Source organism: Chitinophaga sp., from assembly GCF_039596155.1.
GTDB lineage: Bacteria > Bacteroidota > Bacteroidia > Chitinophagales > Chitinophagaceae > Chitinophaga.
This window is the reverse complement of record NZ_JBCNKF010000029.1, coordinates 95,438-111,280: the sequence shown is the minus strand read 5'-3', so window position 1 is coordinate 111,280 and position 15,843 is coordinate 95,438. Positions and strand designations below refer to the sequence as shown.

General features: G+C 46.3%; 14 protein-coding genes. 9 read left to right on the top strand and 5 right to left on the bottom strand.

Features of this window, described 5'->3' with window-relative positions:
• The 3 genes from ABDW33_RS24265 to ABDW33_RS24255 all read left to right on the top strand — a co-directional run.
• On the top strand, window positions 1-194 hold a 194-nt coding region (locus ABDW33_RS24265), incomplete at its 5' end, for a hypothetical protein (RefSeq protein ID WP_343692690.1).
• Window positions 176-2,101, top strand: a complete 1,926-nt coding sequence (locus tag ABDW33_RS24260; protein ID WP_343692689.1) for a menaquinone biosynthesis decarboxylase — start codon at window positions 176-178, stop codon at window positions 2,099-2,101. The genes ABDW33_RS24265 and ABDW33_RS24260, both read left to right, overlap by 19 nt.
• Complete coding sequence (locus ABDW33_RS24255) at window positions 2,073-2,558, top strand: DUF6265 family protein (protein WP_343692688.1); 486 nt, start codon at window positions 2,073-2,075, stop codon at window positions 2,556-2,558. The genes ABDW33_RS24260 and ABDW33_RS24255 overlap by 29 nt, the downstream gene beginning before the upstream one ends.
• 299 nt (window positions 2,559-2,857) lie before the next feature.
• Here the strand turns inward: ABDW33_RS24255 and ABDW33_RS24250 are convergent, their stop codons facing one another.
• Window positions 2,858-4,441, bottom strand: coding sequence for a peptide chain release factor 3 (locus tag ABDW33_RS24250; protein WP_343692687.1), 1,584 nt, complete (start codon window positions 4,439-4,441; stop codon window positions 2,858-2,860).
• 47 nt (window positions 4,442-4,488) lie between these two features.
• On the opposite strand from ABDW33_RS24250, the gene ABDW33_RS24245 reads away from it, so the two are divergent.
• The 5 genes from ABDW33_RS24245 to ABDW33_RS24225 all read left to right on the top strand — a co-directional run bounded on the left by ABDW33_RS24245 (window position 4,489) and on the right by ABDW33_RS24225 (window position 9,257).
• The gene (locus ABDW33_RS24245; RefSeq protein ID WP_343692686.1) at window positions 4,489-5,796 is read left to right on the top strand and encodes an ABC transporter permease; all 1,308 of its coding nucleotides are present in this window, start codon (window positions 4,489-4,491) and stop codon (window positions 5,794-5,796) included.
• Window positions 5,796-5,921: a hypothetical protein gene (locus ABDW33_RS24240; protein ID WP_343692685.1), complete on the top strand. Its 126-nt coding sequence runs from the start codon at window positions 5,796-5,798 to the stop codon at window positions 5,919-5,921. Before ABDW33_RS24245 ends, ABDW33_RS24240 begins: the two co-directional genes overlap by 1 nt.
• A 288-nt stretch (window positions 5,922-6,209) precedes the next feature.
• A complete protein-coding gene (gene tsaD / locus ABDW33_RS24235) occupies window positions 6,210-7,214 on the top strand; it encodes a tRNA (adenosine(37)-N6)-threonylcarbamoyltransferase complex transferase subunit TsaD (protein WP_343692684.1) in 1,005 nt (334 codons plus the stop codon).
• A gap of 261 nt (window positions 7,215-7,475) precedes the next feature.
• On the top strand, window positions 7,476-8,189 hold the full coding sequence (locus ABDW33_RS24230; RefSeq protein WP_343692683.1) for a methyltransferase: 714 nt from the start codon (window positions 7,476-7,478) through the stop codon (window positions 8,187-8,189).
• 21 nt (window positions 8,190-8,210) lie between these two features.
• A complete protein-coding gene (locus ABDW33_RS24225; protein ID WP_343692682.1) occupies window positions 8,211-9,257 on the top strand; it encodes a mechanosensitive ion channel family protein in 1,047 nt (348 codons plus the stop codon).
• A 138-nt stretch (window positions 9,258-9,395) separates the two neighbouring features.
• On the opposite strand, the gene ABDW33_RS24220 is transcribed toward ABDW33_RS24225, so the two are convergent.
• Window positions 9,396-10,592 carry an NAD(P)-dependent oxidoreductase gene (locus ABDW33_RS24220; RefSeq protein ID WP_343692681.1) on the bottom strand — a complete coding sequence of 399 codons (1,197 nt, stop codon included), beginning with the start codon at window positions 10,590-10,592 and terminating at the stop codon, window positions 9,396-9,398.
• Between the two features lie 442 nt (window positions 10,593-11,034).
• Window positions 11,035-11,919 (bottom strand): SDR family oxidoreductase, encoded by an 885-nt coding sequence (locus tag ABDW33_RS24215; RefSeq protein ID WP_343692680.1) that lies wholly within the window; start codon window positions 11,917-11,919, stop codon window positions 11,035-11,037.
• 186 nt (window positions 11,920-12,105) lie between these two features.
• Here ABDW33_RS24215 and ABDW33_RS24210 point away from each other — a divergent pair, with 186 nt between their 5' ends.
• The gene (locus ABDW33_RS24210) at window positions 12,106-12,507 is read left to right on the top strand and encodes an NUDIX domain-containing protein (RefSeq protein ID WP_343692679.1); all 402 of its coding nucleotides are present in this window, start codon (window positions 12,106-12,108) and stop codon (window positions 12,505-12,507) included.
• A gap of 76 nt (window positions 12,508-12,583) precedes the next feature.
• Here the strand turns inward: ABDW33_RS24210 and ABDW33_RS24205 are convergent, their stop codons facing one another.
• Window positions 12,584-13,360, bottom strand: coding sequence for a DUF4249 family protein (locus ABDW33_RS24205; protein WP_343692678.1), 777 nt, complete (start codon window positions 13,358-13,360; stop codon window positions 12,584-12,586).
• A gap of 1 nt (window position 13,361) precedes the next feature.
• The gene (locus ABDW33_RS24200) at window positions 13,362-15,689 is read right to left on the bottom strand and encodes a TonB-dependent receptor (RefSeq protein WP_343692677.1); all 2,328 of its coding nucleotides are present in this window, start codon (window positions 15,687-15,689) and stop codon (window positions 13,362-13,364) included.
• Window positions 15,690-15,843: the final 154 nt, after the last annotated feature.

The following is a 15,843-nucleotide window of genomic DNA, read 5'->3' as shown; positions in this document are numbered from 1 at the left end:
GGGGGGAGGTTGATGGAGGGAGGATGGAAAAGTGGGGAGGGGGTGTTGGGGTTAGGTTTGGGGGAAGCCTTTGTGAGGGGCTCCCCGCAGCGTCATCTATATCAAAAAAAATAGTATTGCCGGAGGCAATACTATTTTTTTTGGTTTTACCTTCACACAAATTTTCAAAGATCGTATGGCATATAAGAACCTGAAACACTTCATAGAAACACTGGAAAAGGCCGGAGAACTAGTCCGTATCAAGACTTTCGTAGACCCTATCCTGGAAATCTCCGAAATAACTGACCGTATCAGCAAATCCCCGGATGGTGGCAAAGCCCTTCTCTTTGAAAACACCGGTACTGATTTCCCGGTCCTCATGAACTCCATGGGAAGCCTGAAAAGGATGTGCCTGGCCCTCGGTGTCAACGAACTCGATGACATCGCTCACCAGATCGAAGACCTGTTCAAAATGCTTTCCAAACCTAAAGAAGGCATTCTCGATAAACTGGCTATGCTGCCTAAACTGGGCCAGTTTGCCAGCTGGATGCCAAAGGTTGTCAGCGGCAAAGGTGCCTGCCAGGAAGTGATCATGTCTAACCCGGACCTTACGAGGATCCCGGTTATTCAATGCTGGCCTAAAGATGGCGGTCCTTTCATCACCCTCCCTGTCATCCATACCAAAGACCCGCACACCGGCATCCGCAATGTTGGTATGTACCGTATGCAGGTTTTCGATGGTCAGATGACCGGTATGCACTGGCATAAACACAAAGTTTCCGCAAAACACTATAATGAATACAAGGCGCTGAAAAAACGTATGCCGGTAGCTGTCGTAGTAGGTGGCGACCCGGTTTACACCTATTCCGCCACCGCCCCGCTGCCCGAAAATGTGGACGAATATATGCTGGCTGGCTTCCTGCGCAAGCAGAAAGTAGAGCTGGTAAAATGTATTACACAGCCAGAGATCGAAGTACCTGCTGATGCTGACTTCGTGATAGAAGGATATGTGGATCCGGAAGAAGACCTGATCTGGGAAGGACCATTCGGTGACCACACCGGTTATTATTCTCTCGCAGACTGGTACCCCCGCTTCCATGTTACCGCTATCACCCATCGTAAAGATGCTGTTTACCCGGCTACCATCGTCGGTATTCCTCCCCAGGAAGATGCCTACCTGGGTAAAGCCACCGAAAGGATCTTCCTGGCACCTATCAAAATGGCCATGGTACCTGAAATGGTGGATATGGAAATGCCTGTTGAAGGGGTGTTCCATAACCTGGTAATTGCGCAGATCAAAAAAGATTATCCCGGACAGGCCCAGAAAGTGATGAATGCCATGTGGGGGGCTGGTCAGATGATGTTCAACAAGATCCTGGCTATCACCGACCAGGGTACCAGCATCAGTGATTATAAATCACTGGCGCAGTATATGTTCAGACACCTGAATCCCGCTACCGATATCTATTTCAGCCAGGGCCCCATGGATGTACTCGACCACTCCTGCTCTAAAATGGGCTTTGGTGGTAAGATGTGCATCGATGGCACCAAAAAATATGACGAAGAGACACTGGACAGCCATGTACAGGGTATCAAACCAACAGCCATCAACAAAGCTGAACTGCAGAAACGTTTTCCTGAGATCAAAGGTATCAATGACAACCTGTTCAGCATGGACATCCCCTGTCTGTTCCTCTCTGTACAGAAAGCACGTCCGCTGCATGTGAAAGAACTGACCGAACAGTTGTACGCATTGCCCGAACTGCTGGGTGTAAAGATGATCGTCTTTGTAGAACATACCGTTGATGTAAGCGATCTGGCTACGACCCTCTGGCGTTTCTGTAATAACCTGGATCCAAGAAGAGATAGTTTTGTAGTACGTAATCCTGTAGCGGGTCAGCCCGGAAAGGAATGGACGGGTATAGGCATGGATGGTACCCTTAAAAACAGGCTGCTGGACGGTTTTGAGCGTGACTGGCCCAATATCGTGGTGGCTGATGATGAAACCATTCGCAAAGTAGACGAGAAATGGGCTTCTTTAAATATCGGTCCGTTCTTACCATCGCCTTCACTGAAATATAAACCACAAATGTATGGTGAAGAAGCTGTGGTACCACAGTAAGTACCTGCTGCTGATACTGTTTTGCAGTAACGGCTTTGCACAGGTCAAACCGGCCGACCTTAAGTATGTGGACCATATCCTGGGGTATTGGCGTATGCCTACCAAGCACAGTACTTTTACTGAATATTGGGTAAAGTCAGATGACAATACCTGGAAGGGAGTGACACACCGCATTACCGGCAGGGACAGTGTGGAAATGGATCAGATGCAGTTGACCCGGAGTGGAAATAATTTATATTTTACCATTGCTGCGGTGGCAGATCCGAAGAGCGGGAAACCGGTTGTATTCAAGGTCACGGTGATTCAGTATAATGGGTTCGTGGCAGAGAATCCGGATTGTGATTATCCGCAGAAGATCGTGTATAAATGGAAAAAGGACGATGAACTGGAGGTTCACTTTAAAGGAGAGAAGGAGAAAACATTTAGTGAGATCATCCTTGAGTATAAGAGGAAATGAGGCAGGTAAAGGCCCGGTTAACGGAATTCCCGGTTGCGTAAATCAATTTCCCAAATGCATAAATAACAAAGGCAAAGCTGTAATAGCTTTGCCTTCGTTGTTTTACAAGTCTATGGACAGTCTGCAATTGTACTTCATTTTGAGTTGGTCGTACAATTTATTATGGCGCCGCGCCTGATCACAGGATGCGGCTTTTTTTTTCCATCAGTTGCCAGCTTTATTGCCGAAGCAATACGCGCCGGAATCAGGTTCGCAGCCAGTAAATTTGCCGGAGCAACCCGGCAAATTGCTACAATATTTTATTTATGAATTTCAGAAGTAAAATGGAATTCCACCTCCGGGTTATTCGCACGCTCTGTATTCAGGTACCACTCAGATTGTGCCAGGTACACCAGGTGACCATCTTTATCTTCCACTACATTCGCCTGTTTAAAACGGATAAACTCTTCGACCTTCGCCTTATTGCCGGTAATCCAGCACGCCTTATAGAACGGCAAGGTATTAAACATACAAGATGCTCCATACTCCTGCAATAACCGGTATTGGATCACCTCAAACTGCAGATCTCCCACACAACCAATAATCTTCCTGTTACCGCCATGCTGCGTAAACAATTGTGCCACCCCTTCGTCTGTCAACTGTCTCAGGCCTTTTTCCAGCTGCTTGGTCTTCATTGGATCCTTATTCACCACCTCCTTAAACAGCTCAGGAGAGAAGCTCGGAATACCCGTAAAGTAGAAATTCTCACCCTCTGTCAGCGTATCTCCAATCTTAAAGTTCCCGGTATCGAACAAACCTACCACATCGCCCGGATATGCATCATCCACGACGTTCTTCTCACGTGCCAGGAAGGTGTATGGGTTACTAAACCGCACATCTTTATCCAACCTTACATGGTGATAGAACTTATTACGCTCAAACTTACCGGAACACACGCGTAAGAACGCGATACGATCACGGTGCCTCGGATCGAGGTTGGCGTGAATTTTAAAGATAAAACCACTGAATTTATCATCAGCTACCGGAACAGGTCTTGTGCTTGACTCGCGATCTCTCGGCGTAGGCGCAATTTCCACGAAGGTGTCCAGCAGATCCTTTACCCCGAAGTTATTCACGGCACTCCCAAAGAATACCGGCGCCATTTTGCCCTCAAGGTATTCGGTATTTTCGAAGGTATCATATACCCCCTCGATCAGTTCTACATCGTTACGCAGCTGCGCAGCATCGGTTGCATTGAACGTTTTATCAACGAAATCACTGCTCAGGTCTGCCAGCGGTACGATATCATCATCCGTCGCCTTCTTGTTAGGCGCAAAGGATACAAAACTCTTGTTATACAGGTTATATACCCCTTTAAAGTCTGTACCGCCATTGATCGGCCAGCTCAGCGGGCGCACCTTGATGCTCAGTTTCTCTTCCAGTTCATCCAGCAGATCGAATGGATTCTTACCATCACGGTCCATCTTATTCACAAAGATGATCACCGGGGTATCGCGCATGCGGCATACTTCCATCAGTCGCTCCGTCTGCTCTTCCACCCCTTTCACACAGTCAATTACCAGCACAACGCTGTCTACCGCTGTCAGGGTGCGGTAGGTATCTTCCGCGAAGTCCTTGTGACCCGGGGTATCGAGCAGGTTCACCAGCATATCCCGGTATTCGAAAGTCATTACGGAGGTAGCCACGGAGATACCACGCTGCCGTTCTATTTCCATAAAGTCGGAGGTCGTATGTTTCTTGATCTTGTTAGACTTTACGGCACCCGCTGTCTGGATCGCACCACCAAAAAGCAGGAACTTTTCAGTCAGGGTGGTCTTACCGGCATCCGGGTGGGCTATAATAGCAAATGTCTTTCGTTTATTGATTTCGCTTGCGTACTTCATATGCGTTTGTACCAAAAATGTGGGCAAAGGTACGAATGAATTGTGAAATGGATGTAATCTCACAATTTATCATTACTTTACATTTGATCAATGATTGCCACAACGCTATGATTGCCACGATTAAAATATTATGGAGTAGCCTGAAAATGGCAGCCCAGGAGCTCAGAATGAACAAGCTCCGTACATTTTTGTCCCTCTTAGGTATCACCATTGGTATATTCTGTATCATCGCTGTTTTTACTGCTACCAATAGCCTGGAACGTAATATCCGGAATGGACTGGAATCTTTGGGTTCTGATGTGATCTTTATCGAGAAGTGGCCATGGGACGGAGGTCCGGATATGCCCTGGTGGAAATTTGTGAACCGCCCGCAGCCAGAATACAAGGAGATCCATGCCCTCAAGGAAAAAACGCATACGGTACAGTATACGGCATTTGCATTTTCGGCTGACGGCAAGAGAATTGAATATAAAGGGGAGGCCATGGAAGGGGTCACTTTCCTGCCTGTAACGGAAGATTATATTAAGATTCAATCCCTGAAGATTATCGGGGGGCGTTTTTTTGCCGGCAAAGAGAATGACGGCTCCAATGTGGCTATCCTGGGAGGAAATATCTGGGAGGGCATGTTTGGCAGCCCGGAAGCGGCCCTGGGCAAGGTGATCCGGGTGGCTGGCAGACCGGTGAAGGTAGTGGGCGTATTGAAGAAGAAAGGTTCCGGCATGGATGCCATTAACTATGATAATACGGTGATGGTACCTTACCAGTTTGGAAAGACGGTGGTAGACGAGCGGCAGTACGGAGATCCTTTTATTATTGTGAAAGCAAAGCCGGGCGTAGCGGTGAGTGAAATGAAAGATGAACTGACCGGGCAGATGCGGGCTATTCGCAGGTTACGGCCCACGGAAGAGGATGATTTTTCCCTGAATGAGATCACCTCTATTTCGAAAAACCTGGAGAGTGTGTTTGCAAAGGTGAATATCGGGGGATTGGTAATTGCCATGTTTGCCTTGATTGTAGGAGGGTTTGGGATTGCGAATATCATGTTTGTGACGGTGAAAGAGCGAACGAATATCATCGGTTTAAAAAAGGCGATTGGGGCAAGGAAGAAGGTGATCCTGATGGAATTCCTGCTGGAGGCGATTATGTTGTGTTTGGTGGGAGGGGGATTAGGATTGCTGCTGGTGTATATACTTTCTGTGTTGTTTAATATGCTGGGAGTGTTTCCGGTGGCGCTGACCATGAAGAATATTTTGATTGGACTGGGCGTGAGTACGGGTGTGGGGATTATAGCGGGTTTCATTCCGGCGTATTCGGCGTCGAAGCTGGATCCGGTGGTGGCGATCAGGAGTACGTGATGAAATGGCGGCAGCTGGATTGGGCCTGGGACGATGATCCTGTGAGCGTTTTAGGAGTAGGTGAAGAGCGTGGTCGTTTGATTCGGTTGAAGCCGGAACAGGTGGTGGCGATCAGGAGTACGTGATGCAATGGCCGCAGTTGGATTGGGCCTGGGAGGATGATCTTATGAGCGTTTTAGGAGTAGGTGAAGAGCGGGGTCGTTTGATTCGATTGAAGCCGGAACAGGTGGTGGCGATTAAAACTTCAACTTACCGCTAACTGGGTCTTCCAAGGATTTTTTTATCAGCCTTCATTAAGATTTAGCATGGGATCTTCTAAAAAGATTTTTTGGAAGTCAACAGCCTTCATGAATATTTGACATGCATCCGCTTTTGTCTCAGGCAAAAGCGGATTTTCATTTAAATTTGCACCCATGTCAGTAAAAATACTCGCGATAGAGTCGTCTTGTGATGAAACCAGTGCTTCCGTGCTGGTAGATGGAAAGATCCTTTCCAATTATATAGCTAACCAGACTATTCATGAACAATATGGTGGAGTGGTGCCTGAACTGGCTTCCCGTGCTCACCAGGAAAATATAGTGCCGGTCGTGGATTATGCCCTTAAGCAGGCCGGTATACGTAAGGATGAACTGGATGCCATTGCATTTACCCAGGCACCCGGGCTGATCGGTGCCCTGCTGGTCGGTAGTTGTTTTGCAAAGTCGCTGGCCCTGGCGCTGAACAAACCACTCATCGCCGTTCACCATATGCAGGCCCACGTATTGGCCAATTTCATTGAAGATCCTATTCCGTCATTTCCATTCTTATGCCTCACGGTGTCTGGGGGGCATACCCAGATCGTACGGGTAGATAGTCCGCTGGAGATGAAGGTGATCGGTGAAACCCTGGATGATGCTGCGGGTGAAGCCTTTGACAAAAGTGCCAAATTACTGGGCTTACCTTACCCGGGAGGTCCATTGATTGATAAATATGCGAAACAGGGGGATCCGGAAAAGTTTAAATTTCCTGAACCGCAGATCCCTGAGCTGAATTTCAGTTTTAGTGGCCTGAAGACTTCCATCCTTTATTTCCTGCAGGAAAAGCAAAAGCTGGACCCTGATTTTGTGCAGCATAATATGGCGGACATTTGCGCGTCTATTCAGCACAGGATTATCAGTATTCTTATGAATAAATTGGTAAAGGCCAGTAAAGAAACCGGTATCAAACATATCGGGATTGCAGGAGGCGTGAGTGCCAACTCCGGACTGAGAGCGGCTTTGCAAAGTTATGGTGAAAAGCTGGGCTGGAGTACTTATATTCCTAAGTTTGAATATTGTACAGACAATGCAGCGATGATTGCTATTACCGCGTATTATAAGTACCAGGCAAAAGAGTTTGTAGGATTGGATGCAGTACCTGGTGCAAGAGCAGCTTTTTAACAGCAGTTGTGGAATCGGTTTATAGGAACCCGGCAACGAGTTGGTAGGATTGGAAGCAGTACCTGGTGCAAGAGCAGCTTTTTAACAGCAGCTGCGGAATCGGTTTATAAGAACCCGGCAAAGAGTTGGTAGGATTGGAAGCGGTATCGGGTACCAGTGCAGTTTTTTAATAGTACATGCCTACTCAGTTTATAAATATCAGACCAACTAGTTTTCGGTACCGGATGCAGTACCGGCGTAAAGTAGGTTTTTAATCAGCACATGGCGAATCAATTTTTTCGTTTTAAACAATTTACAGTTCATCAGGAAGGCTGTGCCATGAAGGTGTGTACAGATGCCTGTTTGCAAGGCGCATATACCGCTTCGTATATCACTGAGGCGAACAGCATCCTGGATATCGGTGCCGGTACAGGTTTACTAAGTCTGATGCTGGCGCAGCAATTCAATAAAGCCAATATTACAGCGATAGAACTGGATGAAGCGGCGGCAGCACAGGCGGCACGTAACATTGCAGCCGCACCATGGGCTACACAATTGAATGTGATCAACAGTGATGTCCGCACTTTGTCATTGGCGTCAAAGTATGACCTCATCATTACAAATCCTCCTTTTTACGAAACAGATTTAAAAAGTCCTGATAAGCTGAGGAATCAGGCAATGCATGCCACTACACTAGGTTACGAAGAGCTACTGGCTGTCATAGATCAGCATTTGACAGCGGCAGGTGTTTTTTCCGTTTTATTACCCTATAAGCCTTTTGCCACTTTTGAAGTATTAGCCACACAGAAAGGTTTTTTCGCCCGCAAAGTACTGCATGTGAAGCAAAGTGTGCATCACGACAGATTCCGCACTATCGCTATTTTCGGCCGGTCAGCTACTGTTCGCGACGAAGAGACCATGGCAATAAAGGAAGCGGATAATGATTACACACCGGCGTTCCGGGCATTGTTACAGCCATATTATTTGTATTTATAAATTTTAGTTTCAAATCACAGCATGGAAGGTTTAAATCAGGTCTTTTGGGGCAATACTTTGTATGCCTACATCATCGCGTTGGGAGTTATAGCCATTGGATTGGTAGTCCTGCGAATCGTCAAAAGTATCGTATTACACAGATTGAGAAAATGGGCGGAAAGTACCGTCAATACGGTTGATGACTTTATCATCAGCATCATCGACCGTGCAGCTATGCCGGCGTTGTATATCTCCGTGATCTATGGAGGTATTCATTACCTCGTATTACCGGAAAAAGTAGCGAGCGCCCTGCGTGCGGTCATGATACTGATCAACACCTTCTTCGTGCTGCGCGTAATGACGATGGTGATCGAGTATTCACTGATCTCTTACCTGAAGAAACGTCATTATGCCGATCCCAAAAGGAGTGAGGTAAAAGGGGTGTTGATGATCATCAACCTCGTACTGTGGTGTATCGCGATCGTGTTCCTGCTGGACAACTTCGGTTACAACGTTACGACAATTATCACGAGTCTCGGTATCGGTGGTGTGGCCATCGCGTTGGCTTCACAAAATATATTAAGTGACCTGTTCTGTTATTTCGTGATCTTCTTTGACAGGCCTTTTGAAATTGGCGATGCGATCCTGGTAGGCGATAAGAGCGGCACCGTAATGGAAATTGGTGTGAAAACAACCCGGATCCGCAGCACCAGCGGAGAAGAGATGATCTTTTCCAATAAGGCGCTGACGGATTCACGTATCCATAATTTCAAGCGCATGGAAAAGCGCAGGATTGCATTTATACTGGATGTTGTCTATGAAACACCGGCGGAAGTCATCGAGGAGATTCCCGGATTGCTGAAGTCCATTATTACAGCACAGGAAGGTATTGCGTTTGACAGGGCGCATTTTGCAAGTTATGGGCCTTATAGTTTGAAATTTGAAGTCGTGTACAATGTGCTGACGAGTGATTATAACAAATATATGGATATACAGCAGGTGATCAACCTGGCGATTTTCCGGGAATTTGCGAAGCGGAATATCCAGTTTGCGTATCCGACGCAGACGATTTTCAGTGCAAAAGAGTAGATTTTTCTTCCCTATGAATAAAAAAGGAAGTTGTCTTAAAAGTACATGTTACCCGGTCGGATCCCGATGCTGAAAGAACAGACTTTTTGCTGCCAGGTTACCGGGCTTTCAGGGCAATTTTAAGACAACTTCTATTTATTATGATACATAATCCTCCAGATAACTAAACCGCTCTGTAAGCGCCCCATTTGTAGCAATTGTCGCATTTTGAATAATAGTACTCTCTGACTTCAATAATTCATCGAATACATACTTCATCAACTGGTCGCCAAAGTATTGGGAGGCATCCCGCGGCAATTCGTTGGGCAGGTTACTCACACACATCATATCTACTGTATCCTGCAGGTAAGGTGCTGTCTGTTCCCTTGTATGACGGTCTACGCCATATACCGGGTCTTCAATAGTACAGTCACCCAGGTTGCAGGGTACGGAACCATTCATGTCGTCTGTAATATCTGCAATCACGCGGATCCTGAAATTGCTCTTTTCCAGGTCACTCCATGTAAAGAGTGGTGGGATCCGTTCGTCCCAATACACGCCATTCATCAGTATATCGGAGGCAGTTACAAAAGGCAGGAACCGGCAGTCGTATTGATCGGGGTGAGCATGGAAATCTTCCCGGCTGTATGTTTTATCTGATTTTCTCAGGTACAATTCACCCGCCTTGAGCTGTGTGTATACGGGATACGTATAAGTGTTGATCAGGAATTCTTCAGGAGGAAGATATTTGATACCCAGCAAGCCCATTACCTCCAGTGTACCGGCGGCTACTCTGCCCGAGCCGGTGATCACGATTTTCAGGGGAGGTAGTTTAGCGCCAAAGTAATGATTGATCAGTTCTTTAAAATCATGGCAGGCATATACCGGTGTCAGGGAGAAGGAACCTGTTTTACGACCATAGGCCAGCAGGCCATTGTGGGCGCCGACTACACCTGCAAAGAAGCCAAATCCCAGGATACGTTGTCCATCTGGATGGACAAGGCATTCATAATCGATGAGATTGATCTTCCTTTCCAGGATGGTCCTCAGCATCTGCTGGTTCTGCGGTTGTTTTTTACGTGTATGAGAAAAGAATAAATATGTCTTACCCGGCATTAATTTGTCGGCAGGCACTTCTTTAATGCCGAGCAGGATCTGGCAGTGAGACAGGTCTTCTGACAGGGTAACGCCGGCCCGCTCATATTCCTCGTCCTTGAAACAGCGCCATGGAGAGGGCTGTACAACGATGGTCACCTGTGGGTAATGACGTGCGATCCATTGGCATTGTGATGGGGTAAAGGCAACGCGATTATCATGGGGCTGTTTTTCTTCCCGAATCAGTGCGATATATAACATACTATTGATTTGGTGTGGGTATCAAATATCGGAAAAAATATAAAGTAGTGGGTATTTAACCGAAGATGGTGGTATTTTATGATGGGTGTCTGTTCACCGCATATGGTTTGGCTTTTTCGTTATAAACAAGTCCATGGAGCAGCGTAAAGATAATAAGTTCACGCTGATGATTAATGCAGATAGCTGGTAGTTGAGGGCGCTGTGGGCGAAAAGATCGGCTTGTATAGAAATAAGGACGTGTTGGCATTTAGTTCGTGTACTTATCTCTGCTCAGGTGTTTATTTATTTTCCCAATAATAGCGATTGGCTGGCAGGCATGATTTTGTTAGTGTTAGTCTATGAAGAGTACATGTTTTTGGTCATTGCATTAAAAGGTAACAGGTGAAAGAAGGGGCGCTTCAGTATTGAAGTGCCCCTTCTTTTTTGTGTACACCAGTGCATGCTAAATGGTTGGTTGTCCTCCTGTAACCGGTACAGTAGCACCTGACACATAACTTGCCTCTTCCGAAGCCAGCATGACATATACGGGCGCCAGTTCAGCAGGCTGACCGGCGCGTTTCATGGGCGTGTTCTTACCAAATTCGGCGGTCTGTTCCGGGCTGAAACTTGCCGGTATCAATGGTGTCCAGATAGGACCCGGCGCAACACAGTTGACCCTGATCCCTTTTTCGCCCCATAGCTGCGCCAGTGTAGCTGTAAAGTTCTGTATCGCTGCTTTGGTAATTGTATAAGGTAATAAAATGGGCTTAGGTGTATATGCATTTACAGAAGTCGTATTGACCACACTGCTACCTGGTTTTAAATGTGGTTCTGCGGCTTTGAGGATGTAAAACATCGCATGCACGTTTGTACTGAATGTACGTTCCCATTCATCGCTGGGAATATCCTGCAATGATTCATGCGTGACCTGAAATGCGGCATTGTTGACGATGATATCGACGCCTCCGAATTCCTGGAGCGCTTTGTCCACTATCTGTTTACAATGTTCTTCATTACTGATGTCTCCAGGCACCAGTATTGCTTTTTGACCTGCCTGCTCTACATATTTTGCTGTTTCCTTTGCATCTTCTTCCTCATCCAGGTAAGAGATGAGCACATCGGCGCCTTCTCTTGCAAACGCAATGGCTACGGCCTTTCCAATGCCGGAGTCACCGCCGGTAATGATGGCTTTGCGGCCAGCGAGTTTACCACTGCCTTTGTAGGACTCTTCGCCATGATCGGGTTTGGGTTGCATTGCCTGTTCTGAACCAGGAAGTGATTGCTCCTGTGGCTGGAAGCCGGATGGATGTTTATCAACCGGGTTTTTTAAAGAAGTTGTATTGGCCATAATAGTTAGATTTAGTGTTTGTATTCATACGATTTCTGTGCCATGCGGGGAAGCGGGAACAGGAGAGCCCGGATGCCTGGTGCGTTGTTTTAAGAGAAAGGTAACACCTTTCAGAAAGCGTGTTGCAGGGAGATGGCCGGGAAACCGTTTACTTTGAGGATGGTGGAAATTTTTATTTTTGTGCCTATGAAGCGTATATACACAGCTGGATTAATAGTCGTAAAAGACAGGAAATTATTATTGGCTTTTAGCAGGAATAAGCAGGCCTGGTACTTGCCTGGCGGCAAGATTGATGCGGGGGAAACAGCTTTGCAGGCGGTGAGGAGAGAGGTGCAGGAAGAATTGAATATTTTGATCCCTGAAGAGGAGCTGAAGTGGTATTATCATATCACAGCGCCGGCATTTGGAGAGGTGGAGTTGATGATGGAGCAGGATTGCTTCTTGCATGAGTTGACGCAGGAAGTAGTGCCGTCGGCGGAGATAGGGGAGGTGAAGTATTTTGACCTGGAGATGTATAGGAAGGAACCGGCGCAGGTGCCGGGGGTGTTGATAGCATTTGAGAAGTTGGTAGCGGATGGATGGGTATAGTGCAGCTATTATCGCGATGGGTGCTGCCAAAAGCAAATAACATACAAGGAGGTTGAATTTCATGAAATGGGGTTATTTAGAATGTTCGGGTTGAAATATCAATACACTCTGCTGCAAAATATCCATATGCTCCATTAGATATATTGGAAGGCGGATTGGATGGTGTTGTCGCGGAAGCACCACTATTTGCCTGCAGCACATTGAAGTAATTATACACGTTCTTGTCTACACTCGCTAATATCACGGTTACCCGGTCGTTCTTTTGAATATAAGAACTATCCATGTACAACTGTTGCGTGATGATATTACCATCTGTGAGCCTGTCGTTCATGGCATAGAATGCCTTGTAAGGTACATTGTTGACCAACAGGGTGAAAACATAATTATTAGCCTCCATAGCAGGATCGACAAATGTGATCTGCGGCAGGTTCCTGGTCTGATTGAGGATCTTTGTCTGTACGAAAGATAACTCCTGGATCGCTACAAACCCGGGCATTGTGGACCTGGCAGTATACTCCTGTCCGTCTACCTTTACAGACAATTTATAAGTGTGTCCGATCTGCCCATACAGGTTGTAGGATACATAATAACCATCGGCGCCGATCTGCGTAAAATGACCTGTTTTATTATCATTACTGTCTACTACGGTCACAACGGCACCGGAAACTGCCGGGTAGTTGTTGGATGCCCCGAATGGCACTGTTTTATTGATTTTTATATAATAAGGCGGCCCCTGACTGGTAATACTTCCCTGTATCACTATCTGCGAATCTGCTGCTCTGAGTTTCAGATCAAGCGTTTTGGTACAACCTGTGAGCAGGATAATGAATAAGATGATATAATTCGTTTTCATACTAGAAAGAGAAGTTATAGGTGATAGCCGGTACCCAGCGGAAAAGCGATGTCTGCTGGGCGATGGTACGATTAGGATTGGCCGGATCGTTTTTGAATTCTATAAAAAAGGGATTTTCCTTACCGTAAGCATTATATACAGAGAAGTTCCAATCGCCCGTCCAGCGTTTCTTTTTTTTGCCGGCTATGGTGACACCTACATCTAAGCGATGATAGGCTGGCATGCGATAGCCATTTCTCTCTGTGTATACAAACACGGTCTGTTCATTGATAGCATATTTACCACTGGGGTAAGTCACGGCATTGCCCGTATTGTAGACCCAGTTGGCAGAAAGTGTCACCTTTTTACTTAATTGATACATGGATACGATGGCGAGATTATGTGTCTGGTCCTGGTGTGCAGCATACCAGTTACCGTTATTGATATCATCTATTTTTCGTTCCGTGCGGGATAATGTATAGCTGATCCATCCCGTTAGTCTGCCGGTCTTTTTCTTTAAGAAGAGTTCGAGGCCATAAGCCCTGCCGATCCCGTATAGGAGTTGTGACTCCACATAATTGTTGACTGTTAGTGCTGCGCCGTCTTTGAAGTCGATCTGGTGCTGCAGTTGTTTATAATAGATTTCTGATGAGAACTCATAACGCCCCCTGCTCAGGTCGCGATAGTATCCCAGTGAGAGCTGGTCAGCTATTTCGGGGTTTACATTCGGGCTACTCAGTATCCATAGATCGGTAGGCTGGGTAGAGGCAGAATTACTGATCAGGTGAACGTTTTGCGTATTTCGTGAATAGGCTATTTTCAGGGAGCTCATACTGTCGGGCTGGTAACTTGCTGAGGCCCGGGGTTCCAGGTTGATATATGTTTGCACCAGCTGCCCTGCGGCATAACTGGCGGAGTCAGTCGCATCACCTTCCTTATTGAATGTATAAAATTCTCCCGGGCCGAATGCATTGTAAACAGAGAGACGCAGGCCATAATTGATTTTCAGTCTGCCGATCCCTTTTTCATGGTTTATGTACACTGCGCTTTCGAGAGCATATTTATTATCCAGTGCCTTGGAATTATAGGCGGAGTACTGGCTGGCAGCTATCAATCCGGGATTAACGGTATGATGTGTTGACGTGAAGCCGAAGTTGATCCGGTCATCGTTGGACATGAAGTATTGGAAATCTTCTTTTAAAGCGAAGTCCCGGATCTTAGAACCGATCTTTGTATTGCTTGAATTGTCTGCTATTTCAATATGATGATTGTAGTCACTGTAAGAGAGTGTGGTATTGGAGAACAGGTGGCTGTTGAAGTTGTGATTCCACCTGAATGTACCTGTAGTATTACCGTAGTAGAGTGCAAAGTCATGCGAGATTTTCAGATTGTCTTTCCCGTTATAAAAGGATAAGAAGATCCTGTTATGATCATTCAGATTATAAGAGGTTTTAGCGTTGATATCGTAAAAGTAAAGCGTTGAATTTTTGACATCTTTATTAGAGGACAGTTTGAGGAAGATATCTGCATAACTACGACGGGCGCTGACCATGAACGAGCCTTTATTTTTCTCAAGCGGCCCTTCCAGGTTCAGGTGAGAGGAGATCACACCAAGTCCGCCGCTACCATGGAATTCCTGGTTATTGCCATCTTTTGTCCGAATATCTACCACGGAAGAAAGGCGGCCACCGTATTGCGCCGGCATGGCGCCTTTATAGAGGGTCAGATCCTTGATTGCGTCGGAGTTGAAAGTTGAGAAGAATCCCATCAGGTGGGTAGCATTATATACCGGCACTTCGTCGAGCAGCAGCAGGTTTTCATCAATATTTCCGCCGCGCACGTAGAAGCCGCCACTGCCTTCACCAGTCGTCTTGATACCGGGCAGGAGCTGTATGGTTTTGATGATATCTTTTTCTCCGAGAAATACCGGCACGTTTGCAATTTCGGCCGTGTTGAGTTTTTGTACCCCCATCTGAGGTGTCGTTAACCTGTCTTTGGTAGCTTGTGAAGTGATCACTACTTCCGTTAGCATTCCACTGGTGGGCGCCAGCGATACATGTTGCAGGACATCATTTGTCAGTTGAATGGCTATGGTATCCGGCTTGTAGCCTGTATAACTCACAACCAATGAGTAAGAACCCTGTGGTACAACGATCGCGTAAAAGCCATAGTTATTGCTGGTACTGCTGTATTTTGATGCCGGAAGGATGCGGATAGAAGCGCCGATTAAGGTCTCACCGGAAGTTTTATCACGAATGATACCGCTTATGGTGTACTTATGCTGAGCGATTGCTTTTATACCTGTGATGATAGAAATGAACAACGCCAGTACAGCAATTTTTTTACGCATATAGTGGATGCAGTTTTATAGGTATGGACGTTTCCGGGTTAGCCACAATATAATATTAAGATTGCATACGGAATGTTAAAATTGGTTGGGATGGCAACTGACGGGGCAGGAGGAATAAAAAAAAGCCTTCTATCTTTTTACAGATAAAAGGCTC

Coding starts and splice junctions, on each gene's coding strand:
- ABDW33_RS24260 (WP_343692689.1), top strand. CDS start 176: ATGGCATATAAGAACCTGAAACACTTCATAGAAACACTGGAAAAGGCC.
- ABDW33_RS24255 (WP_343692688.1), top strand. CDS start 2,073: ATGGTGAAGAAGCTGTGGTACCACAGTAAGTACCTGCTGCTGATACTG.
- ABDW33_RS24250 (WP_343692687.1), bottom strand. CDS start 4,441: ATGAAGTACGCAAGCGAAATCAATAAACGAAAGACATTTGCTATTATA.
- ABDW33_RS24245 (WP_343692686.1), top strand. CDS start 4,489: ATGGATGTAATCTCACAATTTATCATTACTTTACATTTGATCAATGAT.
- ABDW33_RS24240 (WP_343692685.1), top strand. CDS start 5,796: ATGAAATGGCGGCAGCTGGATTGGGCCTGGGACGATGATCCTGTGAGC.
- tsaD (WP_343692684.1), top strand. CDS start 6,210: ATGTCAGTAAAAATACTCGCGATAGAGTCGTCTTGTGATGAAACCAGT.
- ABDW33_RS24230 (WP_343692683.1), top strand. CDS start 7,476: ATGGCGAATCAATTTTTTCGTTTTAAACAATTTACAGTTCATCAGGAA.
- ABDW33_RS24225 (WP_343692682.1), top strand. CDS start 8,211: ATGGAAGGTTTAAATCAGGTCTTTTGGGGCAATACTTTGTATGCCTAC.
- ABDW33_RS24220 (WP_343692681.1), bottom strand. CDS start 10,592: ATGTTATATATCGCACTGATTCGGGAAGAAAAACAGCCCCATGATAAT.
- ABDW33_RS24215 (WP_343692680.1), bottom strand. CDS start 11,919: ATGGCCAATACAACTTCTTTAAAAAACCCGGTTGATAAACATCCATCC.
- ABDW33_RS24210 (WP_343692679.1), top strand. CDS start 12,106: ATGAAGCGTATATACACAGCTGGATTAATAGTCGTAAAAGACAGGAAA.
- ABDW33_RS24205 (WP_343692678.1), bottom strand. CDS start 13,360: ATGAAAACGAATTATATCATCTTATTCATTATCCTGCTCACAGGTTGT.
- ABDW33_RS24200 (WP_343692677.1), bottom strand. CDS start 15,689: ATGCGTAAAAAAATTGCTGTACTGGCGTTGTTCATTTCTATCATCACA.